The sequence below is a fragment of the Pseudomonas sp. BE134 genome (genome assembly GCF_031456105.1).
In the GTDB taxonomy this organism is placed as follows: domain Bacteria; phylum Pseudomonadota; class Gammaproteobacteria; order Pseudomonadales; family Pseudomonadaceae; genus Aquipseudomonas.
In genome coordinates this window covers 77,504-99,758 of record NZ_JAVDUA010000012.1, presented here as the reverse complement: position 1 = coordinate 99,758, position 22,255 = coordinate 77,504, and the positions used below count along the sequence as shown (strand labels likewise).

Annotated in this window: 24 protein-coding genes, 2 tRNA genes and 1 pseudogene; 18 read left to right on the top strand and 9 right to left on the bottom strand. The window is 57.8% G+C overall.

Annotated features, from left to right (window positions below):
* Positions 1-53: 53 nt before the first annotated feature.
* Positions 54-130, top strand: a tRNA-Arg gene (locus J2Y56_RS12365).
* Positions 131-149: 19 nt separating this feature from the next.
* Here J2Y56_RS12365 and J2Y56_RS12360 read toward each other — a convergent pair.
* On the bottom strand, positions 150-677 hold the full coding sequence (locus tag J2Y56_RS12360) for a cell envelope protein SmpA (RefSeq protein ID WP_310350424.1): 528 nt from the start codon (positions 675-677) through the stop codon (positions 150-152).
* A 319-nt stretch (positions 678-996) separates the two neighbouring features.
* On the opposite strand from J2Y56_RS12360, the gene mgtE reads away from it, so the two are divergent.
* The gene (mgtE, locus tag J2Y56_RS12355) at positions 997-2,439 is read left to right on the top strand and encodes a magnesium transporter (RefSeq protein ID WP_007943903.1); all 1,443 of its coding nucleotides are present in this window, start codon (positions 997-999) and stop codon (positions 2,437-2,439) included.
* Positions 2,440-2,539: 100 nt separating this feature from the next.
* On the opposite strand, the gene J2Y56_RS12350 is transcribed toward mgtE, so the two are convergent.
* On the bottom strand, positions 2,540-2,866 hold the full coding sequence (locus tag J2Y56_RS12350) for an Arc family DNA-binding protein (protein WP_007943904.1): 327 nt from the start codon (positions 2,864-2,866) through the stop codon (positions 2,540-2,542).
* 386 nt (positions 2,867-3,252) lie between these two features.
* On the opposite strand from J2Y56_RS12350, the gene phnN reads away from it, so the two are divergent.
* Positions 3,253-3,825, top strand: coding sequence for a phosphonate metabolism protein/1,5-bisphosphokinase (PRPP-forming) PhnN (gene phnN, locus J2Y56_RS12345; protein WP_310336032.1), 573 nt, complete (start codon positions 3,253-3,255; stop codon positions 3,823-3,825).
* Here the strand turns inward: phnN and J2Y56_RS12340 are convergent.
* Entirely contained in the window at positions 3,800-3,979 is a 180-nt protein-coding gene (locus tag J2Y56_RS12340; RefSeq protein ID WP_007943907.1) for a PA3371 family protein, read from the bottom strand. The genes phnN and J2Y56_RS12340 overlap by 26 nt on opposite strands.
* Positions 3,980-4,003: 24 nt before the next feature.
* Complete coding sequence (locus tag J2Y56_RS12335; protein ID WP_007943908.1) at positions 4,004-4,234, bottom strand: hypothetical protein; 231 nt, start codon at positions 4,232-4,234, stop codon at positions 4,004-4,006.
* 288 nt (positions 4,235-4,522) lie between these two features.
* On the opposite strand from J2Y56_RS12335, the gene J2Y56_RS12330 reads away from it, so the two are divergent.
* From J2Y56_RS12330 to J2Y56_RS12305, 6 genes and pseudogenes are all read left to right on the top strand, one after another.
* Positions 4,523-4,599, top strand: a tRNA-Arg gene (locus J2Y56_RS12330).
* Between the two features lie 158 nt (positions 4,600-4,757).
* On the top strand, positions 4,758-6,095 hold the full coding sequence (gene chrA / locus J2Y56_RS12325; RefSeq protein ID WP_007943909.1) for a chromate efflux transporter: 1,338 nt from the start codon (positions 4,758-4,760) through the stop codon (positions 6,093-6,095).
* 155 nt (positions 6,096-6,250) lie between these two features.
* The gene (locus J2Y56_RS12320; RefSeq protein ID WP_007943910.1) at positions 6,251-7,855 is read left to right on the top strand and encodes a tetratricopeptide repeat-containing response regulator; all 1,605 of its coding nucleotides are present in this window, start codon (positions 6,251-6,253) and stop codon (positions 7,853-7,855) included.
* The gene (locus J2Y56_RS12315) at positions 7,852-8,544 is read left to right on the top strand and encodes a sensor histidine kinase KdpD (RefSeq protein WP_007943911.1); all 693 of its coding nucleotides are present in this window, start codon (positions 7,852-7,854) and stop codon (positions 8,542-8,544) included. The genes J2Y56_RS12320 and J2Y56_RS12315 overlap by 4 nt, the downstream gene beginning before the upstream one ends.
* Positions 8,545-8,677: 133 nt before the next feature.
* Positions 8,678-8,849 (top strand): annotated as a pseudogene (locus J2Y56_RS12310) (glutamine synthetase); the annotation flags it as partial.
* Between the two features lie 69 nt (positions 8,850-8,918).
* Positions 8,919-10,292, top strand: coding sequence for an MFS transporter (locus J2Y56_RS12305; RefSeq protein ID WP_007943912.1), 1,374 nt, complete (start codon positions 8,919-8,921; stop codon positions 10,290-10,292).
* A 64-nt stretch (positions 10,293-10,356) separates the two neighbouring features.
* On the opposite strand, the gene J2Y56_RS12300 is transcribed toward J2Y56_RS12305, so the two are convergent.
* The 4 genes from J2Y56_RS12300 to flgA form a co-directional block, all read right to left on the bottom strand.
* Entirely contained in the window at positions 10,357-11,103 is a 747-nt protein-coding gene (locus tag J2Y56_RS12300; protein WP_007943913.1) for a flagellar brake protein, read from the bottom strand.
* Positions 11,104-11,195: 92 nt separating this feature from the next.
* Positions 11,196-11,663 carry a flagella synthesis protein FlgN gene (locus J2Y56_RS12295; RefSeq protein WP_007943914.1) on the bottom strand — a complete coding sequence of 156 codons (468 nt, stop codon included), beginning with the start codon at positions 11,661-11,663 and terminating at the stop codon, positions 11,196-11,198.
* A gap of 48 nt (positions 11,664-11,711) precedes the next feature.
* The gene (flgM, locus tag J2Y56_RS12290) at positions 11,712-12,038 is read right to left on the bottom strand and encodes a flagellar biosynthesis anti-sigma factor FlgM (protein WP_150779048.1); all 327 of its coding nucleotides are present in this window, start codon (positions 12,036-12,038) and stop codon (positions 11,712-11,714) included.
* 166 nt (positions 12,039-12,204) lie between these two features.
* Positions 12,205-12,966: a flagellar basal body P-ring formation chaperone FlgA gene (gene flgA, locus J2Y56_RS12285; protein ID WP_081502754.1), complete on the bottom strand. Its 762-nt coding sequence runs from the start codon at positions 12,964-12,966 to the stop codon at positions 12,205-12,207.
* Between the two features lie 81 nt (positions 12,967-13,047).
* Here flgA and J2Y56_RS12280 point away from each other — a divergent pair, with 81 nt between their 5' ends.
* Entirely contained in the window at positions 13,048-13,980 is a 933-nt protein-coding gene (locus tag J2Y56_RS12280) for a chemotaxis protein CheV (protein ID WP_007943917.1), read from the top strand.
* A gap of 46 nt (positions 13,981-14,026) precedes the next feature.
* A complete protein-coding gene (gene cheR, locus J2Y56_RS12275; RefSeq protein ID WP_007943918.1) occupies positions 14,027-14,854 on the top strand; it encodes a protein-glutamate O-methyltransferase CheR in 828 nt (275 codons plus the stop codon).
* Positions 14,855-14,903: 49 nt separating this feature from the next.
* On the opposite strand, the gene J2Y56_RS12270 is transcribed toward cheR, so the two are convergent.
* On the bottom strand, positions 14,904-15,062 hold the full coding sequence (locus J2Y56_RS12270; protein ID WP_157214408.1) for a hypothetical protein: 159 nt from the start codon (positions 15,060-15,062) through the stop codon (positions 14,904-14,906).
* Between the two features lie 62 nt (positions 15,063-15,124).
* On the opposite strand from J2Y56_RS12270, the gene flgB reads away from it, so the two are divergent.
* The 7 genes from flgB (at position 15,125) to J2Y56_RS12235 (ending at position 22,247) form a co-directional block, all read left to right on the top strand.
* Positions 15,125-15,532, top strand: coding sequence for a flagellar basal body rod protein FlgB (flgB, locus tag J2Y56_RS12265; RefSeq protein ID WP_007943919.1), 408 nt, complete (start codon positions 15,125-15,127; stop codon positions 15,530-15,532).
* 3 nt (positions 15,533-15,535) lie between these two features.
* The gene (gene flgC / locus J2Y56_RS12260) at positions 15,536-15,979 is read left to right on the top strand and encodes a flagellar basal body rod protein FlgC (RefSeq protein WP_007937507.1); all 444 of its coding nucleotides are present in this window, start codon (positions 15,536-15,538) and stop codon (positions 15,977-15,979) included.
* Positions 15,980-15,994: 15 nt separating this feature from the next.
* Positions 15,995-16,720, top strand: coding sequence for a flagellar hook assembly protein FlgD (gene flgD / locus J2Y56_RS12255; RefSeq protein WP_007943921.1), 726 nt, complete (start codon positions 15,995-15,997; stop codon positions 16,718-16,720).
* Positions 16,721-16,751: 31 nt separating this feature from the next.
* The gene (flgE, locus tag J2Y56_RS12250) at positions 16,752-18,068 is read left to right on the top strand and encodes a flagellar hook protein FlgE (RefSeq protein ID WP_007943923.1); all 1,317 of its coding nucleotides are present in this window, start codon (positions 16,752-16,754) and stop codon (positions 18,066-18,068) included.
* A gap of 332 nt (positions 18,069-18,400) precedes the next feature.
* The gene (locus J2Y56_RS12245) at positions 18,401-19,576 is read left to right on the top strand and encodes an L-rhamnonate dehydratase (RefSeq protein WP_007943924.1); all 1,176 of its coding nucleotides are present in this window, start codon (positions 18,401-18,403) and stop codon (positions 19,574-19,576) included.
* Between the two features lie 52 nt (positions 19,577-19,628).
* The gene (gene araD1, locus J2Y56_RS12240; RefSeq protein ID WP_007943925.1) at positions 19,629-20,624 is read left to right on the top strand and encodes an AraD1 family protein; all 996 of its coding nucleotides are present in this window, start codon (positions 19,629-19,631) and stop codon (positions 20,622-20,624) included.
* A gap of 42 nt (positions 20,625-20,666) precedes the next feature.
* The gene (locus J2Y56_RS12235; RefSeq protein ID WP_310350415.1) at positions 20,667-22,247 is read left to right on the top strand and encodes an aldehyde dehydrogenase (NADP(+)); all 1,581 of its coding nucleotides are present in this window, start codon (positions 20,667-20,669) and stop codon (positions 22,245-22,247) included.
* Positions 22,248-22,255: the final 8 nt, after the last annotated feature.

Sequence of the window (22,255 nt, the reverse complement as noted above, 5' to 3'; positions counted from 1 at the left end):
AATGCGAGCGACTTTGCTTCAGCCAGTTGTGGTCTGGTTTAAAAACACAAAATGCACTCGTAGCTCAGCTGGATAGAGTACTCGGCTACGAACCGAGCGGTCACAGGTTCGAATCCTGTCGAGTGCACCAAACAACAAAAAGCCCGCGTTTAACGCGGGTTTTTTGCCGTCTGGAGTTTGGCTTTTCCTTTAGTGCATCCTTTCTCATCAAACTCGACGTGCGCGCTACGACCTCGCTTGGTGTCGTAGCGGTAGCTTGTTGATGAATTCCTGATACTGATCTTGTCTGGCTTGCCGAGAGCGCTCTCGACGTCCTGCTGGCTCATGCCGGCGACGACACGTTGATTGATAATCGCTGTGCGTCGTTCCTTGGCGTTGATCAGGTTTCCGCATTTGTCCTCGGCCTGACCCACGATGGTCGGCACTCTCCTTTTGTTTTTCATGCTGGATGTTTCGCCTGTTTCGCCTGTTTCGGCGCTTGGCATGAGTGCCATCGTACTGCCGGGTGTGAAGGTGTGCACATCCTGCAAAGACAGGCGCTCTTCGGCCGTGCAGCTCAAGGTGGTGAAGGTGATCTGCCCGTTGGGGGCTTCACATCGGTGAACAGTGCCTGCGTGCAGCTGGGGCGGCAGGCAGAGCAGGGCGGTCAGCAGAAAATAGTACGCGATCGGCGGCATTTGGCGTCCTCCATGACGGTCGATATCAAGGGTAGCTGCTACATTTTTCGAGGGCGGTGTGTTTTCTTTTCAGAATGAGTCGTCGCAATTGGATAGATAAGGTGGCGCTCAGGTTTGTCTTGCAAGCGCTTGTTTCAGCCACGATTTTTTAACGTTTAAAACCGTTGGGCGGTGTATCATTGCCCCCGTCAGCCCCGCCGGGGCTTGTGGAATACCTCCATGGACTTACCCAGTAGTTACTCAGTATCCCGTTTTACCAATCATGAATTGACTGATTGATCCTTCCGGCGTGCCCCGCTGCTGGGAGTGGAGTTCGCCTATGTCCGAAGTTGAAGTAAAGAAAACGCAAGAAAGCCTGCAGGACCGCCTCGCTCAAGTTGTTGAGCTGTTGCAGCGTCAGCGGGTCATCGAAGACCTGACTCATCGCCAGGAAGGTCCGCATCACGATCGGGTCGAGAACCTGGTTCACCGGCAAAATCTCGTTGAGCTGCAACGCAAGCTCGATGATCTGCACTCCGCCGACGTCGCCTACATCCTTGAAGCGCTGCCGCTGAACGATCGTCTGACGCTTTGGCAGCTGGTCAAGGCGGATCGCGACGGCGACATCCTGCTCGAAGTATCCGACTCGGTCCGTGAAACCCTGATCGCCGACATGGACGATCATGAGCTCCTGGCGGCGGCCAAGGACATGGATGCCGACGAACTGGCTGACCTGGCTTCCGAGCTGCCGCGAGACGTCGTCCACGAGCTGATGGAAACCCTCGATGGGCAGCAGCGTGAGCGCGTTCGCTCCGCGTTGTCCTATGACGAGGAGCAGGTCGGTGCGCTGATGGACTTCGAGATGGTGACCATCCGTGAGGATGTCAGTCTCGAAGTGGTTCTGCGTTACCTGCGTCGCCTAAAAGAGCTGCCGGGCCACACCGACAAATTGTTTGTGGTCGATTATGACGGCGTACTCAAGGGTGTGCTGCCGATCAAGCGTTTGCTGGTCAACGATCCGGAAAAACAGGTTTCGGACGTCATGGCCAGCGATCCGGTGAGTTTTCACCCGGACGAGGACGCCTACGACGCTGCTCAGGCATTCGAACGTTACGACTTGATCTCGGCGCCCGTGGTCGACAAGAACGGCAAGCTGATCGGTCGTCTGACCATCGATGAAATGGTCGACCTGATTCGTGAAGAGAGCGAAAACGAAGTTCTCAACATGGCGGGTCTGCGCGAAGAAGAAGATATTTTTGCGTCGGTCTGGAAATCACTGCGTAACCGTTGGGCCTGGCTGGCGGTCAACCTGATTACCGCGTTTATCGCATCCCGGGTGATCGGTCTGTTTGAAGGCTCCATTGAAAAACTGGTGGCACTGGCGGCGTTGATGCCGATCGTGGCCGGTATCGGCGGCAACTCCGGCAACCAGACCATCACCATGATCGTTCGGGCCATGGCGCTGGATCAGGTGAGTACCGGTAATACCTCGCGGCTGATGCGTAAAGAGCTGGCGGTCGGTTTGATCAATGGCCTGGTCTGGGGCGGTGTGATTGGGGTAGTGGCCTACATGCTATATGGCAGTTGGTCTCTTGGCGTGGTCATGACTGCCGCCATGACGCTCAATCTGTTGCTGGCGGCATTGATGGGGGTGCTGATTCCGATGACCCTTGCGCGGCTGGGACGCGACCCGGCGATGGGCGCGAGTGTGATGATCACCGCCATGACCGACAGCGGTGGCTTTTTCATCTTCCTCGGGCTGGCGACGATTTTCCTGCTCTGACTTGTCCGCATATAGAAACCCGCCATCGGCGGGTTTCTTTTTGCCAAATTTCAGGCAAAAAAAAGCCAGCGATTATGCTGGCTTGAGCTTTCGGGTTGAATCAAGAAGCGTCTGCGGTCAATTCGGCATCATGGGCGATCAGCGAAACCAGTGCGTTTTGCTGGCGGTGGGAAAGTTGACGGAAGCGTTGCAGCAATTCGCGTTCATGCAATGACAGCTCCGGGCTGTCCAGGCGCATGCTCAACTCTTCGCCCAGAGCGCCTTCTTGGATAAGACTCTGCTCAAGGCGCGCAATGATTTCGGAGTTCATGCTGCGATGATGATTGCGAGCCACCTCGGCAATGCGTTCACGCATTCCGTCTGGCAGACGTACGACGAACTTGTCAGCCGTACGGCTGGAATAAATTGCCTGTTTCAATGGGCGCATATATTTAACCGGGTTAGTTCAGGGGAGCGGTTCTCGGGATTGGCCGCAGGATGTCTGATAGGACAAGCTCCCTGGCCAAATGTTCAACCTGAATTGAGAGAGGCGCGCATCATGCCTCAACGTAGCCATATCATTGGCGTCAATTCTGTGACAAATATTGAACCGGGTAAAGGCTTTCTGCCAGCACCTGCTTTCAGAAATGCGGACTGGTTGGAAAATTAATCCATCGCCGTATCGCTGACCGCGACATCTGCCCGACAGGAGATGTCTCAAGTCGCCTGAAGGTGCATGCTATGCGGATTCGATCTTTGATCCTTGTCTTATACAGGATAGTGGCAATTTGCCGATTTACTAGGGGCGGACGCGCAGTGGGGGGATGATTCAAGATGGATGGCAGGCTGATTTATTTGATGGGGCCTTCCGGGGCCGGCAAAGACAGCCTCATCGAAGCGGCTCGAAAACCTTTGCAGTCGATGGGCGTTGAAGTTGTACGGCGAGTGATCACGCGCTCCGCAGAGAGTGTGGGCGAGGACGCCATCGGTGTATCCCGCGAAGAATTTGCGCGCCGCAAAGACGAGGGTCAATTCGCGTTGTCATGGCACGCCCATGGGCTGGATTATGGTATTCCGATTCAGATTGATCAGTGGCTAAAGGACGGCCGGCAGGTCTTGATCAACGGTTCTCGCGGTCATCTTGCCGAGGCGATGCAGCGCTACCCGGCACTTCTGCCGGTACTGTTGACCGTCAAGGATGAAGTATTGCGTCAACGCCTGGTGCGGCGTGGCCGTGAGAGTCTTGCGCAGATTGAAGCGCGACTGAGCCGCAACGGTCACTTCACGGCGGACGATTTACCCGGCGATACGCAGATTCATCGACTCGATAACTCAGGGGAGCTCGCGCTTACCGTTGCGCATCTGATCAGTCTGCTGAAATTTAACGCAGGACCGGATCAAACTTGATTTTTCGCCCGACAATCAGCGCCAACACAAACAACCCGCCGAAAACGCCGCAGGCAATCAGGGGCAGAGTAACGGCGGCCTCCTGAACCAATGCCATATGAAGAATGCCGCTCAGTAAGGCAAGGATCAAAAATCCTGCGGCTGATTTGGACATGCTGTGCTCCTGATGAGGGGTTACTTAAAATACCAAGCGTTCTGAAGGCTGCGACACCGGACTGACTTCCTGGCTCACATCCTGGCGAATCAAGCCACGCTGATCATTCATGATCGCCAATTGCGGGGCTTTTTGCAGTTGAAGGTAATGCGGTGTGCGATGAGCAACCTGCACCGGGTTGTTCTCGGGCGTAAAATGAAATCCTGCCAGGACTGCAAGGGCGATCGTATTTGAGAGAAAAAGTGCGCAGTTCATGAGGCTGGCCTCAGTTGTTCTTGACAACAATAGAAGCAGTCAGCATGCCAAGAGTTTAACGGCTATTAATTCCTTTAAAAACAACGAATTAACTTATCTTTAAGAGGAGGGCGTCTTGCAAATTGCAATGCTGGCATTTTGAGAGGATGCAATTTGCACGGTATACAAGGCCACGGTCTTGGGGTCGTCTGCCTACAGTCAAAAAGCCTACGGACGACATGACAAACTCAAGCCCGCCCGTTAACATGCACGCCGTCTATCGCACCACATCTCGTGCGGGCGACTTGTGTCTCAGTAGCTCAATTGGATAGAGCATCCCCCTCCTAAGGGGAAGGTTGGCAGTTCGAACCTGCCCTGGGACACCATCTATTTCATGGCGTCTAGCGCAACGCGGCGTTTGAAACCTGATTGGATCAGCGTACAAGCAGTCATGCGTCGCTAACCCTAAAAGCATCAGAATGCCTTTCTGTCAGTACCCGCATCGCACACTACCTGCTGACTCGTTTCCAGAGGCTTTATACCCATGGATGAAGAAGAGCTGTCGAGGCCGCAAGCGATCAGTTTTCGTGAAGCATTCTGGTTCTGGCTGAAGTTAGGTTTCATCAGCTTTGGCGGGCCAGCCGGACAGATCTCGATCATGCACCAGGAGCTGGTGGAGCGTCGGCGCTGGATCTCCGAACGACGCTTTCTGCATGCCCTCAACTACTGCATGTTGCTTCCAGGGCCAGAGGCCCAGCAATTGGCCACCTATATCGGCTGGCTGATGCATCGGACTTGGGGCGGGGTAATTGCTGGCGTGCTGTTTGTGTTGCCCTCGTTGTTCATCCTGATCGCTTTGTCGTGGCTGTACATCGCCTTTGGCGAAGTGCCTGTGGTGGCTGGGCTTTTCTATGGCATCAAGCCTGCCGTGACCGCCATCGTTGTGCAGGCGGCCCATCGAATCGGTTCTCGGGCATTGAAAAACAATTGGCTATGGGCGATAGCGGCCGCTTCATTCATAGCAATCTTCGCGTTCAATCTTCCATTCCCGTTGATCGTTCTGGGCGCAGCACTGATCGGGTATGTCGGTGGCCGCCTGACGCCCGAGAAATTCAGGGTGGGTGGTCATGGCGCCGCCAAAAAGTCCTTCGGCCCGGCCTTGATCGACGACGACACCCCGACTCCGGATCATGCAAGATTCAGCTGGGTGAAAGTGGTATCGCTCGCACTGATTGGCGCTGTGCTATGGGCATTGCCGATGGGAGTTTTGACCGCACTCTTTGGTTGGGAAGGCACCTTGACCCAAATGGGCTGGTTCTTTACCAAGGCGGCGTTGCTGACGTTTGGCGGTGCGTATGCCGTGCTTCCCTATGTTTATCAGGGCGCCGTCGGTCATTATGGCTGGCTGACCCCGACACAAATGATCGATGGTCTGGCGCTGGGCGAAACCACGCCCGGGCCGTTGATCATGGTGGTGGCTTTCGTCGGGTTTGTCGGGGCCTATGTCTCGCAAGTATTCGGTGCCGATCAGGTGTTTCTGGCGGGGGCTGTGGCTGCCTCCCTGGTGACATGGTTCACCTTCTTGCCCTCGTTCCTGTTCATCCTGGCGGGCGGTCCGTTGGTGGAATCGACCCACAATGAACTCAAGTTCACCGCCCCTCTCACTGCCATTACGGCAGCCGTCGTTGGTGTGATTCTCAATCTGGCGTGTTTCTTCGGCTATCACGTGCTTTGGCCGAACGGTTTTGGCGGCAGCCTGGATTGGCCCTCTGCACTGATCGCTATCGCAGCGGCCATTGCGTTGTTCCGCTTCAAGCGGGGCGTGATTCAGGTGCTGATGGCCTGTGCAGTCGTCGGCCTGGCCGTGCATCTGCTGCGCTAAACAACGTACGCGTTGGTTAAAAGTTCTTTGGCAGGCGTCGAGCCCGCCAGATCGCCCGTCGATGAGTCCCTCTCAACCTAAAGGTAACGGTACTGTTGGCCGATAACCCGAACGGTCATGCTTTTCTTCTTCTTAAAATTGCCTGGAAATCTTCGATGCTGTCGTATCACCAAAAGAGTTTTCTGATCGTCGATGATTTCTCGGATTTCCGCAGTTCCGTCAGGTCCATGCTGCGTGAGCTGGGCGTCAAGGACGTGGATACCGCAGACACAGGCGAACAGGCGCTGCGCATGTGTTCGCAGAAATCCTACGATTTCATCCTGCAGGATTTTCACCTTGGCGACGGCAAGAAGAACGGTCAGCAGGTCCTCGAAGACTTGATGATCGAGAAGCTGATCAGCCATGAAAGTGTGTTCGTCATGGTCACCGCCGAAACCAGCCAGGCCATGGTGCTCAGCGCGCTGGAGCACGAACCGGATGCCTACCTGACCAAGCCGTTCAACCGCTCTGGCCTGGCTCAGCGCCTGGAGCGTCTGGAGCAGCGCAAGAACTTGCTCAAGCCGATCCTGCAAGCACTCGATCGTGGCAAACCGCTGGAAGTGCTCAATGCCTGTATCGAACTGTGCAAAAAGGACATCCGTTATTCGCCGCTGTGTCTGCGTTATCGCGCAGATGCGTTGCGCGACTTGAATCAGAACGAAGCGCTGGAACGCCTCTATGACAGCATCATTGCTGATCGGCCGTTGCCGTGGGCGTTTGCCGGGCTGGGCCAGTTGCTGTTCAAGCGCGGTCACGTCAGCCAGGCCAAGGGCATCTACGAAAAAGCCCTGAAAGTGTTTCCGATGATGCCGGCGCTGTATGACGGCATGGCCGACGTGCTGGTGGTCGAAGGCGACAACAGGGGCGCGCAGAAAGTATTGGAAGAGGCCATTCGCCTGTCGCCGCTGGCCGTGCGCCGGCAAGCGCTGCTAGGCAAACTGGCAATGGCCAACGAAGATTTCGACACCGCCTCCCGGGCCTACCGTCAGGCAGTGTCCCAAGGTGCTCAGTCGCGCTTCAAGGATGCCGAAAGCAATCTGGGACTGGCACACGCCCTGATCAGCAAAGGCAGCGAGAAAGGGCTGGATACCCGCACTCGCCTGGAAATCAACACGACCCTCAGCCTGGTGGCCAAGGAGAACCCGAGCGACCCGGGCCTGCAGATTCGTGCGCGCCTGATGAAAGCCACCAGTCTGTTGCTAAACGACGCCGAAACGGCCGAGAAGCTCACCGAGCAAGCGATGATGCGCCTCGATGGCATGGAGCAATTCATGAGTGCCGAAGCGGCGCTGCTGGTGGCCAAGCAGTTGCAGATGCTTGGTCAGGCGAGCGCCGGAGCGTCGATGTTGAAAAACTGCGCGGAAATCTACGGCGACGATCCGGTGGTGATGAAGGGGATCGCCAAGCTGACCGATGACCCGACGATCCTCAGTTCCAGCAACGCGGCCGCCGACCTTAACCGTCAGGGCGTGCGGGTGTACAAGACCGGCAACCTGGCGGAGGCCCGAGCGGTGTTCCGCAAAGCGCTGGCGATGCAGCCCAAAAACATCAGTATCGCCCTGAACATGGCGCAGTCGCTGTTGCACGGTACTGATACCAGTGTGCCGTCGGCCGAAATCGAAGAATGTCGGGTCTGCCTGAAAATGGTCGGATTGATGCCCGACACCGACGCGCGTTATCCGCGCTATCAGAAACTGAAAATCAAGGCGTTCGGCGGATGAGCCCAGACAACCCGGCATTGGATTTTTCGACGGTGATCGCTTCCACCGTACACGACATGAAGAACTCGTTGGCCATGCTGATTCAGGCTCACAGCCAGTGGCTGTCCCGCTTGCCCGATCCGGCGCAGCACAGCCCGGAGCAGGGCGTCATCGAGTATGAGTTCGCGCACCTCAATGGCATGCTGGTGCAGTTGTTGGGCCTGTACAAACTGGGCGTCAATCAGCTGCCGTTGCAGCCGGCCTACCATGATCTGGATGACTTTCTGGAAGCGCAACTGGCCAGCCATCAGGAAGTCTTCGCCAGTCGCGGCATTATCGCGACCTATGAAGTCGACCCTTTGAGCCCGTTGGGTTTCTTCGACCGTGAGTTGGTTGCCTCGGTGTTGGCCAACATCATCAACAACGCCATTCGTTACGCGCGCCAGTCATTGCTGATCAGCGTCAGTGACGAGGGCGGCCAGTTGGTGCTGACCGTCAATGACGATGGCGACGGCTATCCCTGCGAGATGATCGAGTTTCAGGCCGACTATGTGCAGGGCATCAATTACAGCAGTAGCAGCACCGGCCTGGGCCTGTATTTTGCCGGTCGGATTGCCGCGCTGCACCAGCGTAATGGTGTCGGCGGGAGTACCCGGCTCAGCAACGGCGGTCCGTTGGGCGGTGGAGTGTTCAGCCTTTACCTGCCCTGACAATTCTTTATTGTGTGGCGCTGCTTGATATTCTGAGCGGGCAAAGTCTATTTTGTTCGGGGCGTGCCACCCGTATGCGTCGTCGAATGCCTTCTGGCAGGACGAATCTGAGCTGCCGAGTATCTTTTCGTAGCCCTGTACCTTGCAGGCTGTACTTGAGCGTCTGAAACGTAGCCAATTGGCGAAGGAACTGTTTGGCAATGAGTTCATCGAAGGCTACGTCGCTTCGAAGTCCATTTGAGCTGACCCGCTTCTTTGACGAACTTACTCCCTGGGAACGGCGTGTTTTAGCAACCCGGGCCTGACGCTTCGCCGTCTTCGGTCTATTGTTTCGATAGTCCGATCTTCACTGCAAGGAGCCGCTCGGAACGCCGATGCGCCAAATCTGGAAATCCTTTCGAGCTCTGTATTTCGCCTCGCTGATGATGTTGATCGGCTCGGGCCTGTTAAGCACGTACCTGGCCTTGCGCCTGGCCGCCGATAACGTCGACAGCCTGTGGGTCGGTGCGTTGATGGCGGCCAACTATTTCGGCCTGGTGCTGGGCGGCAAGATCGGTCACCGACTGATTGCCCGGGTCGGGCATATCCGTGCGTATGCCGCGTGTGCCGGGATTGTTGGTGCGGCCGTGCTCGGCCATGGGTTGACCGACTGGCTGCCGGCCTGGCTGTTCCTGCGGGTGATCGTCGGCCTGGGCATGATGTGCCAGTACATGGTCATCGAGAGCTGGCTCAACGAACAAGCCGACGCCCACAAGCGCGGCAAGGTGTTCAGCGGTTACATGATCGCTTCCTATCTGGGGTTGGTACTGGGTCAGTTGATTCTGGTCATGCACCCCGGCCTGGGCCTGGAACTGCTGATGCTGGTCGCCCTGTGCTTCGCCTTGTGCCTGGTGCCGGTGGCGCTGACTCGACGGATTCACCCGGCGGCGTTGCACCCGGCCCCAATGGAGCCGCGCTTCTTCATCAAGCGCGTGCCGCAGTCGTTGAGTACGGTGCTGGGGGCGGGGCTGATCGTGGGTTCGTTCTACGGTCTGGCGCCGTTGTATGCCTCCCAACAGGGGTTGTCCAACGAGCAGGTCGGTCTGTTCATGGGTAGCTGTATTTTTGCCGGCCTGCTGGTGCAGTGGCCGCTGGGTTGGCTGTCCGACCGTTATGACCGGGCACTGTTGATCCGCTGTTTTGCCTTCAGTCTGGCCGTGGCTGCGTTACCGCTGGCGATCCTGAAGGTCGTGCCGATTGAGGTGTTGTTCATTTCCGGGTTCCTGTGTTCGCTGGTGCAGTTCTGCCTGTATCCATTGGCGGTAGCGTTCTCCAATGACCACGTCGAAGGAGATCGTCGGGTCTCGCTGACGGCGATGCTGCTGGTGACCTACGGCGTCGGCGCCAGCATCGGGCCGCTGGTCGCCGGGGTGCTGATGAAGTTGTTTGGCAGCCAGATGCTTTATGCGTTTTTCAGTTTCTTCGCGCTGGTGCTGGTGTGGCGGATCCGCCCGAAAGCGGTCACCAACCTGCATCAGGTCGACGATGCGCCGCTGCATCACGTGGCCATGCCGGACAGCATGTCGAGTTCACCGTTGGTGGCGTGCCTTGATCCACGGGTCGATGAGCAGGTCGTGCAGGAGCAGATGCACAGCCCGCCCCATCCAGAATCGGAACCGGGACCCGAAGTGGAGCCAGAAGCAGATTCGACGCCACCACAAGACCCTGACTCGGGACGCGAACAAAGTTTTACTGAAGCCAGACCCTGATTTTGCATGCATAAAAAAACGGGCAGTCACCGCAAGGGACTGCCCGTTTTTTTGACGCGTCGTATCAGAGGTCGTCTTTGTCGAAGCGCCGTGCTTCACGTTGAAGCTGGTACACGAACCGCTCGACCTGACGCTGCACCAGCCCGCTCATGTTATGAAAACGGATACCGGCGAAGGTAGTGGAGACCTTTTCTTCGAAGTGCAGATAACGCAACTCCACGGGTGTGGTCATGCTGCCGAAGGGCAGGGCGGCGGTGAAGCGGTCGTAGACCTGACCCAATTGCAGCCGGCCGGTAATGTCGCCGTCAAAACGCAGCTTGCAGCCGGTGGCGGAAATATCCAGCAGCTTGCCGCTGACCGGCGATTTGAGCTTTTCACCACCCAGTTCGACCTCGACCAACTGCGCCAGCTTCAATGCCGCCCGGAAGGCGTTGCGGCGCTGGTGGTAAACCACTTCGTCAGGGAGTTTGCCGCGATAGCAGCGCGTGTTGCTGAATTCGTCGATGCTCAGTGGGCCGTTGCTTTCCCAGGCGATGCGCACACCATCATGGAAGCCTTCGACCCGAAACGACTCGCCCGCCAGCAGATAGCGCTCGCCATCGCGCGGCACCATTTCGTCCAGGGCGATCATGTTGGCGTCACGATCGACGTCTACCAGATAGCTCTGGAAACGCTGGTTGCGCTCATGAAACGTAATGATCAGCGGGTCATGACTCTCTTGTAGCTGCCGAAGGTTGCCAGCGATCTCCATTGGTGTGGAAAGCACCTTGGGTGGCTGCGGAGCATCTTCCGCGTTTAAGGCATAGGACACGGTTCATCATTCTCCGGACAAAATATGACTGCGCATAGCCGGCATATTGCCAGCATGTGGCACGTCTTGATAGAGCGAACTCATCGACAGGTTCAAGCCTGACTGAGCGGGCGTGGCTTCGCTAAGTGGGAGGTCGATCCGCGGGCATCGTAAAGCGCGGGTGGTTCGCCGCCGGTAAGAATTTTCAGCTGATTGGCCGTGGCGGCCTGCTGAATCAGGATCGACTGACCATTGTTGACATTGATCGTCTGGCACTGAGTCAGCAGGGCTGTCAGCGCGTCGCTCTGTTCCAGCAGTTGCTCACCGACGCTTGATTGGCTGGCGAGTTGCTCCAGGCCCTGGCGATTGGTGGGCAGGTTGAGGCTGGCGAGGATTTCGCTGCGTTTGCGGCCATGCTGTTCGAGCAGAATGATCATTGCCTGTTTGCTCGCCAGAATGTCTTCGAGCAGCGGCATGTCGCGACCATGCAGTGCGAGGGACTCGGTCTGCAGCAATTCCAGCAAGTGTTGAGCTGGAGCGAAGTCGTCGATGATCAGTTGCAGTAAATTAGTGTCGTGCATGGCTGGCCTTGGGGTTTAAGCGTCCAAAAGCCTGGCGCAGGCCGTGGCCTAGCGCTGGGCTTCGAAGTTGAGCAGTTTGCTGGCTACACGGTTGCTGTCGACTTTATAGCTGCCATCGGCAATCGCTGCTTTCAACTCGGCCACCCGGGCGTTGTCGACGGCAGGCTGATCGCGCAGCTTGTCAGTGACCTTCTGCAACTGCTGAGCCTCATTGCTGAGGTGTACCGATTCCCCGCTTTTGGCGGTACTGGCCTGTTCTGCCGGGGTATTCAGCGGCGCGGATTTGCCGGCTTCGGCAGTGTCCTTGCTGGCGCTGGTACGCGTACTGCCGGGCAGTGACGAGGAACTGTTCAAACGATTGAAGTCGATGACCATGATTAAAAACCTCTGGGAATTTGGACGCTTGCCATGTTTTCGGCTCTCCCTGCAAAAACTTTAGGCCCATTTATCAATGAGCGTGCATGCGCCAGCGCATTTCCGGCGTGCGGCACAGTTTAGGGAACAGCTACGGTCAGCGCCATATTTTCACCCACAGAGATCTCTACATGGTCACTTCCACCTGGCCTGGCGCGATGACTTGCGCCTTGATGACCCGTTGGGAGTTGAGGTTTTTCACCCGAATCTGTTCACGTAAACCGCCATTCGACAGGGCTTCGCCCGGCATGCGCACGCTGAGCGTACCGCTGCGGGCGGTAATCACCACCTGGTCGCCCTTGGTGATGACTTCGGCCTGTTCCAGATGAACCTGCGTCAGGACCTGATCGGTGACCGTTGGTCGGGTCAGTTTCTGCCCGATCGCCTGATCCGTGGAGGTGAAATAACCCTGGCTGATCAGGCTGATGTCTCGTTCGCGCAGCATGACGTCACCCGGTTCGATATAGCCGGCTCGCTTGAGTGGTCGGGTGGTGGTGACAACGTCGCGAAACAGGCGGACTTGAGCGGGTACGAAAACCGTCCAGGGGGCGCTGCTGTCGCACCGGACCTTGACCGTGACCCGACCAATCGGGGTCGCCGGGCTCTCTAAAGTGGCTGTCAATTCCTTGTCGCACAGGGGCATACGCAGTCGGGGGTCGAGCTGGTTGACCTGAATCTCATAGCGACCTTCGGTTTGACTGCTCGCCAAATAGTCTTCGACAGTGAACTCAAGAAAGCCCTGAGTGACGCCGATAAGCATGTCAGGCAAGGTAACTGCATCAGCAAGGGCAGGACTGTCAGCGTTGAACAGGCACACGGCCGATATCGCGCAAAGCCATTGGCGAGCGTTTGATGTCAGGCGTCGAAAAAATGTCGGTTCTGTGTTCATAAGCGTTCAAAAGCAAGCGCCGTGCCGTTTAGTGATGACAGCGCGTCGCAACACACTCAAGCGTTGTGTAGGAGTCGGTGCATGGCTGGTGTAATGGATGCGGTAAACCAGCGCACGCAACTGGTAGGGCAGAATCGCCTCGAGCTGTTGTTGTTCCGTCTCGACGGCCAGCAGCTTTATGGGATCAACGTGTTCAAGGTTCGGGAGGTGCTGCAATGCCCCAAACTCACGCTGATGCCCAAATCCAGTCCTGTCGTGTGCGGTGTGGCAAGTATCCGGGGGGCAACCATTCCGATTCTTGATCTGGCGATGGCGACCGGCTCCGGCGCGTTGAAAGATCAAAGCAATCCGTTCGTGATCATCACGGAGTACAACACCAAGACCCAGGGTTTCCTGGTGCGCTCGGTGGAACGCATCGTCAACATGAACTGGGAGGAGATTCATCCGCCACCCAAGGGTACCGGACGCGATCATTACCTGACGGCTGTGACGCGGGTCGACAACCAGCTGGTCGAAATCATCGACGTCGAAAAAGTGTTGGCGGAAGTAGCGCCGACACCGGACGCGATTTCAGCCGGTGTGATCGATGTCGAGACCCAGCACAAGGCCTTGTCCTTGAAGGTCTTGACGGTCGATGACTCGTCGGTGGCGCGCAAGCAGGTCACTCGTTGCCTGCAAACCGTCGGCGTTGAAGTGGTGGCGTTGAACGACGGCAGGCAAGCGCTGGATTACCTGCGCAAGCTGGTCGACGAAGGGAAAAAGCCGGAAGAAGAGTTCCTGATGATGATTTCCGACATCGAGATGCCGGAGATGGACGGGTACACGCTGACGGCCGAGATCCGCAACGACCCACGCATGCAAAAGCTTCATATCATCCTGCATACTTCGTTGTCGGGGGTTTTCAATCAGGCGATGGTCAAGAAAGTCGGTGCCGATGACTTCCTTGCCAAGTTCCGTCCTGATGACCTGGCATCCCGGGTAGTCGACCGGATCAAAGCAGCAGATATCAGCTAGGAGCCTTCTGCTCCTGGTGGTTCATACGATTTAAGAGGCGGCATCTTTGTCTACGGGTAATTTGGATTTCGAACAGTTCCGGGTCTTCCTGGAAAAGGCCTGTGGCATTTTGCTCGGTGAAAACAAGCAGTACCTGGTCTCGAGCCGTCTCAACAAACTGATGGAACAGCAGGGCATCAAGTCGCTGGGTGAACTGGTCCAGCGCATTCAGACCCAGCCACGCAGCGGTTTGCGCGAGATGGTGGTGGATGCCATGACCACCAACGAAACCTTGTGGTTTCGTGACACCTATCCCTTTGAAGTATTGAAGAACAAGGTGTTGCCCGAAGCCATCAAGGCCGCACCTGGTCAGCGCTTGCGGATCTGGTCGGCGGCCTGTTCATCGGGGCAGGAACCGTATTCGCTGTCGATGTCCATCGATGAGTTCGAGCGCGTCAACCTGGGCCAATTGAAGATGGGCGCGCAGATTGTGGCCACCGATCTGTCCGGCACCATGCTGACCAACTGCAAGACTGGCGAGTACGACAGCCTGGCGATTGGCCGTGGTCTGTCGCCCGAGCGCCTTCAGCGTTATTTCGACCCGAAAGGGCCGGGACGCTGGGCAATCAAGGCGCCGATCAAGAGCCGGGTGGAGTTTCGCTCGTTCAACCTGCTGGATAGCTACGCAGCGCTGGGCAAGTTCGACATCGTGTTCTGCCGCAACGTGCTGATCTACTTCTCCGCCGAGGTGAAAAAAGACATCCTGTTGCGCATTCACAGCACGCTCAAGCCAGGTGGCTATCTGTTCCTCGGCGCGTCCGAAGCGCTGAACGGTTTGCCGGATCATTACCAGATGGTCCAGTGCAGCCCGGGGATTATTTACCAGGCGAAGTGATTCGTTGGCAGGATCAAAAAAACGGGAGACCTCAGAGGGCTCCCGTTTTTTATGCCTGATTTTTTTCCTCCAGCACCTCCCACAGGGGAATGGAGTTGCCAGTGAGAAAGCGGCAGAAAAGCGGCAGATGGCGGAAACCGGTTGCCGCTTTTCTGGCATTGCCGCCTTGCCACTCCCGGCAAAGCCCCGGTTTATGGGCTTTTTTCATTTGGCACGCCGCTTGCTATGTCTCCTGTTACGAAAAATCAGGTCACCCGAAGGTTTCCCGACATGAGCATCAGCTTCGATAAAGCGCTCGGTATCCACGAACAAGCCCTGGGCTTCCGCGCTCAGCGTGCCGAAGTCCTGGCCAACAACATCACCAACGCCGATACCCCGAACTACAAGGCTCGGGACCTGGACTTCTCGAAAGTGCTCGCCGCACAGAACGAGAAAACCAAGAGCGGTACGTTTGCCTTGAACATGACCAACAGCCGTCATATCGAAGCCCAAGGCCTGGGCAATGGCGACGAGTCGCTGCTGTATCGCACGCCGATGCAACCGTCGATTGACCAGAACACCGTGGACGCCCAGCTGGAACAGTCGAACTACGCGGAAAACGCCGTCGGCTTCCAGGCCAGCTTCACCCTGCTCAACAGCAAATTCAAAGGGCTGGTGTCAGCCCTGCGCGGAGAGTAAGCCATGTCCCTTTCCAGTGTTTTCAACATTGCCGGTAGCGGCATGAGCGCTCAAACCACGCGCCTGAACACCGTGGCCTCGAACATCGCCAACGCCGAAACCGTTTCGTCGAGCATCGACCAGACCTATCGCGCCCGTCACCCGGTGTTCGCCACCATGTTCCAGGGCGGCCAGAGCGGCGGCAGCGATTCGCTGTTCCAGAACCAGGATGCTGCCGGTCAAGGCGTGCAAGTGCTGGGCGTGGTCGAAGACCAGAGCAACCTTGAAGCGCGCTACGAGCCGAACCATCCGGCTGCCGACGCCAAGGGTTACGTCTACTACCCGAACGTCAACGTCGTCGAAGAAATGGCCGACATGATTTCCGCGAGCCGTTCGTTCCAGACCAACGCCGAAATGATGAACACCGCCAAAACCATGATGCAGAAGGTCCTGACCCTCGGTCAGTGATAAGGGGCGACTCAGATGAGTGTTATCGATACCAGCGTCGGCGTGAACATCAAGGATGTTTTAGCCAATTCTTCGGTCAAGACCAACCCCACCAGCAACGACGGCCTGGCCGGAGCCACTGGCAGTGCCACTGGCAAGAAAGCGTTGGGCAAGGACGCATTCCTGCAATTGCTGGTCACCCAGCTGAAAAACCAGAACCCGCTGGAGCCGCAGGACAACGGTGAGTTCGTGGCTCAGTTGGCGCAGTTCAGTAGCCTGGAAGGCATCACCACGCTCAACGATACGGTCACCGGCATTGCCGGCAATTACAACTCGTCGCAAGCGTTGCAAGCGTCTTCGCTGGTCGGCCGCTCGGTTGTCGCCCAGACCGACACCGCCGTGGTCGATACCTCCAAAAGTTTCAACGGTACGGCGGTCGTGCCGGCATCGACGAACCCGGTGACGGTCAAGATCACCGATGCCGATGGCAAAGTCATTCGCACCATCGACCTGGGCAGCCAGGCAGCCGGCAACGCCAGTTTCATCTGGGATGGCAAGAACGATGCGGGCGAAGTGGCCAAGGCCGGGACGTACAAGTTCGCCGCCACCGCGACTTACGACAGCCAGGCGACCTCGCTGGTGACTTACCTGCCCGCAACCGTCAACAGCGTGACCATCAGCCAGACCGGCGGTGAGTTGATGCTGAACCTGGCCGGCCTGGGCAGCATTGCCCTGTCCAAAGTACAAACCATTGGTATATAGAGCCGACTAACACGGCACAAAGGAGTGGAATATGTCTTTCAATATCGGCCTTAGCGGTCTCTATGCAGCCAACAAACAACTGGACGTAACCGGCAACAACATCGCCAACGTCGCGACCACCGGTTTCAAATCCTCCCGTGCAGAATTCGAAGACGTGTACTCGGCCACCCGCCTGGGCACCGGCAGCAAGACCATCGGCAACGGCGTGCGCCTGGCCAACGTCTCCCAACAGTTCGGCCAGGGCGATGTGAACAACACCGGCAACGTGTTGGACATGGGCATCCAGGGCAACGGTTTCTTCATCATGAGCGACAACGGTTCCCTGAGCTACACCCGTGCCGGCGCGTTCAAGACCAACGCCGAAAACTACGTGGTCGACAACAACGGTAATCGCTTGCAGGGTTATGGCGTAGACGCCAATGGCAAGATCATCAACGGCGTGCTGACTGACCTGAAAATCGACACGTCGAGCCTGGCGCCGAATGCGACCACGCGTGTCGATCAGACGATGAACCTGAACTCCTCGGATCCGCTGCCAACCGTGACGCCGTTCAACGTCAAGGACACCAACAGCTACAACAAGACCATTTCCACCCCTGTGTACGACACGCAGGGCAACCAGCACACGATGGACCAGTACTACGTTAAAAATGCGGCGTCCAACTCCTGGACCGTTTACACCTACATGGACGGCCGTAGCCCAACCGACCCGCTTGCAAACCCTCCGGTGCCGATCACGGCTGACCTCACCTTCAATCCTGATGGCAGCATCAAGACCCTGACGGGCGGCGCGGGCTGGACGCAAACCGGTACCACTCTGACCATGACAGGCTGGAAACCGGGCGTGCTGGTTGACGCCAACGCCAACCCGCCAACCTGGGCCCTGAACGGTTCGGACGCCGCTGTTGGCGGTATTGCCTTCGACATGACCAAAACCTCGTCGTACGCCTCGCCAACCGCCCGTACTGCGCAGTTCCAGGACGGCTACGCCACTGGCCAGATCGCCAGTCTGACCATCGATGAAAACGGTGTCATGACCGCCAACTTCACCAACCAGCAAACCAAGGCCATCGGCCAGGTAGCCATTGCCAGCTTCGCCAACGAACAAGGCTTGCAGCCAATCGGTGGTTCTAGCTGGAAAGAAACATTTTCCTCGGGTGTGGCGGGTATCGATGCACCGAAAACCGGCACGCTGGGTTCAGTGGTTTCCAACTCCCTGGAAGAGTCCAACGTCAACCTGACCAATGAACTGGTTGATTTGATCAAGGCGCAGAGCAACTACCAGGCGAACGCCAAGACCATCTCCACCCAGAGCACCATCATGCAGACCATCATTCAGATGGCTTGATGCCTGATAGCGTTACTTGAAGAGCCCCTCGAAAGAGGGGTTTTTTTTTGGATTTTTCTCGGATACAAAAATCCTGGTGGTCTGTATTGGCTCCATCTCGAACAGGCTGAACCGTCGCTCCACATTGGGTTTGCGTTGTGCCTGATAACCCCATTCAGGCAAAAATCCATTGGTGTGATCACCCAGGGTTATCGCCGGATACGCATAAGTGATTATCCGCTCCCCCGAGCGCTGGCTAAAGTCGCTCCATCGAATGCCGGAACCCGCTCCCGAGCGGCTCTGCGCAGCGACCTGACAATTACAAGAAGCCGGCAGCGCAAGGAACTGTATTCATGAAAATCAAAGCCATCCGTACCCGCGTTTTTGAGTGGAAAGGCAAAGTCGTTCCCCCTCAAGCACACTTCTGCACCAACGCCAGCGACATCCTGTTCGAACGCGGTGACGCCATGGGCTCGTTCCGTTTTCACGGCTGGCTGGTGGTGGAAGTCGAGACCGATACCGGTCTGGTCGGCATCGGTAACTGCGCACTGGCGCCGCGCGTGGCCAAGGAAATCATCGACACCTACCTGGCCCCGATCGCCATCGGCGAAGACCCGTTCGACAACGAATACATCTGGCAGAAGATGTACCGCCAGAGCCACGCCTGGGGCCGTAAAGGCATCGGCATGGCGGCGATCTCGGCCATCGACATCGCCATCTGGGACATCATGGGCAAAGCCGTAAACAAGCCGGTGTTCAAATTACTCGGCGGGCGCACCAAGGAAAAAATCTGGACCTACGCCTCCAAACTCTACGCCAATGACAACCTCGACCTGTTCCTCGAAGAAGCCCAGGGCTATTTGAACCAGGGTTTCACCGCGCTGAAAATGCGTTTCGGCTACGGCCCGAAAGACGGCCCGGCGGGCATGCGCAAGAACATCGAACAAGTGCGCGCGCTGCGTAATCTGGCCGGCCCCGACATCGACATCATGCTCGAATGCTACATGGGCTGGACCCTGGAATATGCGCGGCGCATGTTGCCCAAACTCGCCGAATTCGAGCCGCGCTGGCTGGAAGAACCGGTGATCGCCGATGACATCGAGGGCTACATCGAGCTGAAAAAAATGGGGATCATGCCGATCTCTGGCGGTGAGCATGAGTTCACCTCCTACGGCTTCAAAGACCTGCTGGAACGTCGCGCTGTCGACGTGATCCAGTACGACACCAACCGCGTGGGCGGCATCACCGCCGCGCGCAAGATCAACGCCATGGCCGAAGCCTGGTCGGTGCCGGTTATTCCCCACGCCGGACAGATGCACAACTACCACCTGACCATGTCTACCACTGCCTCGCCAATGGCCGAGTTCTTCCCGGTGTTCGACGTCGAGGTCGGCAACGAACTCTTCTACTACGTGTTCAAGGGCGAGCCGCAACCGGTCAACGGCTACATCCAGCTCGACGACAACACGCCAGGCCTGGGTCTGGAAATCTCCGATGAGTATTTGAGCGACTTCAACATCATCGAGTGACCTTGAGGCGTCGCTTTCGGGCGGCGCCATCCCCGACTTTCTGGAGGCCGTCATGCGCCTGATTCAATTTGAAAATACTGCCGGTGAGCGTCAGGTCGGCCTCGTCGACGGGACCCAGGTGCAGGTGCTCAAAGGCACCCGCAGCACCCGTGAACTGGCACTCGCGGCGATTCGCGCCCAACGTAGCCTGCAAGAAGAAGTCGCTCAACGCGGCACCGAGGCAGGCCCGGATTACGCGCAACTGTTGCAACAGGGCAAGGTCCTGCCGCCGTTGGATCACGAGGACCCGGCCCATTGCCTGATCAGCGGCACTGGCCTGACTCATCTGGGCAGCGCAGCGGCGCGGGACAAAATGCACCAGCAGGACGGCGCCGTCGAAGCCGGCATGACCGACACCATGCGCATCTTCAAGTGGGGCCTGGAGGGCGGAAAACCGGCGGAGGGGCAGGTTGGCGCGCAACCGGAATGGTTCTACAAGGGTGACGGCAGCATCGTCGTGCGCCCCGGTGCGGATTTTCCGGTGCCGCCGTTTGCAGAGGACGCCGGTGAAGAACCTGAATTGACCGGTCTTTATGTCATTGGCGACGACGGCCTGCCATATCGCGTGGGTTATGCCTTGGGCAACGAGTTTTCCGACCATGTGATGGAACGGCGCAATTACCTGTACCTGGCGCATTCGAAACTGCGCTATTGCTCGTATGGTCCCGAGCTGCGCGTAGGTGAATTGCCCAGGCACCTGGTCGGCACCAGCCGCATCAAACGCAACGGCGAAACGATATGGGAAAAGGAATTTCTCAGCGGCGAAGACAACATGTGCCACAGCCTCGCCAACCTCGAATTCCACCACTTCAAATACACGCAGTTTTTGCGCCCCGGCGATGTCCACGTGCACTACTTCGGCACCGCCACGCTGTCGTTTGCCGACGGCGTGAAAACCCAGCCGGGCGATCGTTTTCAGATCAGCCTCGATGAGTTCGGCGCGCCGTTGGTCAACGGTATCGGCGAAAGCACCCCACCGTTGGCCATCGGCCAGGTGCGTGCGCTTTAAGTCCTCAATTACCGGCCTTATTGGCCGGTCAAGGAATCACTCATGACCACGTTACTGGGACACAACTACATCGGCGGCCGCCGCAGCGCCAATGGCACGCTGCAACTGAAAAGCCTCGACGCAACCACCGGCGAAGCTCTGCCGGGTACCTTCTTTCAGGCCTCTGAAGCCGAAGTGGATGCCGCCGCCAAAGCAGCGGCTGCCGCTTACCCGGTCTACCGCAACTTGAGCGCGGAAAAGCGCGCGCGGTTCCTCGATGCCATCGCCGATGAAATCGATGCACTCGGCGATGACTTCGTCGCCACCGTGTGCCGCGAAACCGCGCTGCCGGCCGGGCGCATTCAGGGCGAGTGCGCACGCACCAGCGGGCAGATGCGCTTGTTCGCCAAGGTGCTGCGTCGCGGTGATTTCTACGGGGCGCGGATTGATCGGGCGCTGCCAGAGCGCCAGCCATTGCCACGTCCGGATCTGCGCCAATACCGTATCGCTTTGGGGCCGGTCGCGGTGTTTGGCGCGAGTAACTTTCCGCTGGCGTTCTCCACCGCCGGTGGTGATACGGCGTCGGCATTGGCCGCCGGTTGCCCGGTGGTGTTCAAGGCTCACAGCGGTCACATGGCGACGGCCGAGTGGGTGGCGGACGCGATCATCCGTGCCGCCGAGCGCACCGAAATGCCGGCGGGTGTGTTCAACATGATCTATGGCGGGGGCGTCGGTGAGTGGCTGGTCAGGCACCCGGCGATTCAGGCGGTGGGCTTCACCGGTTCGCTCAAGGGCGGCAATGCCCTGAGCCACATGGCCGCGACCCGGCCGCAGCCGATCCCGGTGTTTGCCGAGATGTCGAGCATCAACCCGGTCTTCGTGCTGCCCGAAGCGCTAGCGCTACGCGGCGAACAAATCGCCGCGCAGCTTGCCGGTTCGGTGACCCAGGGGTGTGGTCAGTTCTGCACCAATCCCGGCCTGGTTATCGGCCTGCGTTCGCCGCAGTTCAGCACCTTTCTGGAAACCTTTTGCGCCAGCATGAACCAGCAACCGGCGCAAACCATGCTCAACGCCGGTACGTTGGCCTGCTACAACCGAGGCCTTGGCGAACTGCACGAGCATCCGGGGCTGACGCACCTGGCGGGCAGGCCGCAACAGGGTAATCAGGCTCAGCCGCAGGTGTTCAAGGCCGATGTCAGCCTGTTACTTGAGGGGAATGAGCTGCTTCAGGAAGAAGTCTTCGGGCCGACCACCATTGTCGTCGAAGTCGAGAGTCAGGCTCAGTTGGCGGCGGCTTTGCAGGGCTTGCGCGGGCAACTGACAGCGACCTTGATTGGCGAGGCCGAGGAGTTGCTGGAGTACCGCTGGCTGGCAGACATGCTTCAGGAAAAGGTCGGACGGATTTTGCTCAACGGTTATCCGACCGGGGTCGAGGTGTGCGAGGCGATGGTGCATGGCGGGCCTTACCCGGCGACGTCCGATTCCCGAGGGACATCAGTGGGCACGCTGGCGATAGACCGCTTCCTGCGCCCGGTGTGCTTTCAGAATTACCCGGATGCGTTGCTGCCCGAGGCGTTGCAGAACGCTAATCCGCTGGGGATTCGGCGGTTGGTGGATGGGGAGGTGAATAACCAGGCACTGTGATTTTTGGT

Excerpts from the sequence above, each read along its gene's own strand:
- flgM (WP_150779048.1), bottom strand. The coding sequence starts at position 12,038 with ATGGTCATCGACTTCAATCGTTTGAACAGTTCCTCGTCACTGCCCGGC.
- mgtE (WP_007943903.1), top strand. The coding sequence starts at position 997 with ATGTCCGAAGTTGAAGTAAAGAAAACGCAAGAAAGCCTGCAGGACCGC.
- phnN (WP_310336032.1), top strand. The coding sequence starts at position 3,253 with ATGGATGGCAGGCTGATTTATTTGATGGGGCCTTCCGGGGCCGGCAAA.
- J2Y56_RS12305 (WP_007943912.1), top strand. The coding sequence starts at position 8,919 with ATGCGCCAAATCTGGAAATCCTTTCGAGCTCTGTATTTCGCCTCGCTG.
- J2Y56_RS12360 (WP_310350424.1), bottom strand. The coding sequence starts at position 677 with ATGCCGCCGATCGCGTACTATTTTCTGCTGACCGCCCTGCTCTGCCTG.
- J2Y56_RS12340 (WP_007943907.1), bottom strand. The coding sequence starts at position 3,979 with ATGTCCAAATCAGCCGCAGGATTTTTGATCCTTGCCTTACTGAGCGGC.
- flgE (WP_007943923.1), top strand. The coding sequence starts at position 16,752 with ATGTCTTTCAATATCGGCCTTAGCGGTCTCTATGCAGCCAACAAACAA.
- flgA (WP_081502754.1), bottom strand. The coding sequence starts at position 12,966 with ATGAACACAGAACCGACATTTTTTCGACGCCTGACATCAAACGCTCGC.
- J2Y56_RS12280 (WP_007943917.1), top strand. The coding sequence starts at position 13,048 with ATGGCTGGTGTAATGGATGCGGTAAACCAGCGCACGCAACTGGTAGGG.
- J2Y56_RS12270 (WP_157214408.1), bottom strand. The coding sequence starts at position 15,062 with ATGAAAAAAGCCCATAAACCGGGGCTTTGCCGGGAGTGGCAAGGCGGC.
- flgB (WP_007943919.1), top strand. The coding sequence starts at position 15,125 with ATGAGCATCAGCTTCGATAAAGCGCTCGGTATCCACGAACAAGCCCTG.
- J2Y56_RS12295 (WP_007943914.1), bottom strand. The coding sequence starts at position 11,663 with ATGCACGACACTAATTTACTGCAACTGATCATCGACGACTTCGCTCCA.
- J2Y56_RS12235 (WP_310350415.1), top strand. The coding sequence starts at position 20,667 with ATGACCACGTTACTGGGACACAACTACATCGGCGGCCGCCGCAGCGCC.
- chrA (WP_007943909.1), top strand. The coding sequence starts at position 4,758 with ATGGATGAAGAAGAGCTGTCGAGGCCGCAAGCGATCAGTTTTCGTGAA.
- flgC (WP_007937507.1), top strand. The coding sequence starts at position 15,536 with ATGTCCCTTTCCAGTGTTTTCAACATTGCCGGTAGCGGCATGAGCGCT.
- J2Y56_RS12335 (WP_007943908.1), bottom strand. The coding sequence starts at position 4,234 with ATGAACTGCGCACTTTTTCTCTCAAATACGATCGCCCTTGCAGTCCTG.
- J2Y56_RS12315 (WP_007943911.1), top strand. The coding sequence starts at position 7,852 with ATGAGCCCAGACAACCCGGCATTGGATTTTTCGACGGTGATCGCTTCC.
- araD1 (WP_007943925.1), top strand. The coding sequence starts at position 19,629 with ATGCGCCTGATTCAATTTGAAAATACTGCCGGTGAGCGTCAGGTCGGC.
- J2Y56_RS12320 (WP_007943910.1), top strand. The coding sequence starts at position 6,251 with ATGCTGTCGTATCACCAAAAGAGTTTTCTGATCGTCGATGATTTCTCG.
- flgD (WP_007943921.1), top strand. The coding sequence starts at position 15,995 with ATGAGTGTTATCGATACCAGCGTCGGCGTGAACATCAAGGATGTTTTA.
- J2Y56_RS12245 (WP_007943924.1), top strand. The coding sequence starts at position 18,401 with ATGAAAATCAAAGCCATCCGTACCCGCGTTTTTGAGTGGAAAGGCAAA.
- J2Y56_RS12350 (WP_007943904.1), bottom strand. The coding sequence starts at position 2,866 with ATGCGCCCATTGAAACAGGCAATTTATTCCAGCCGTACGGCTGACAAG.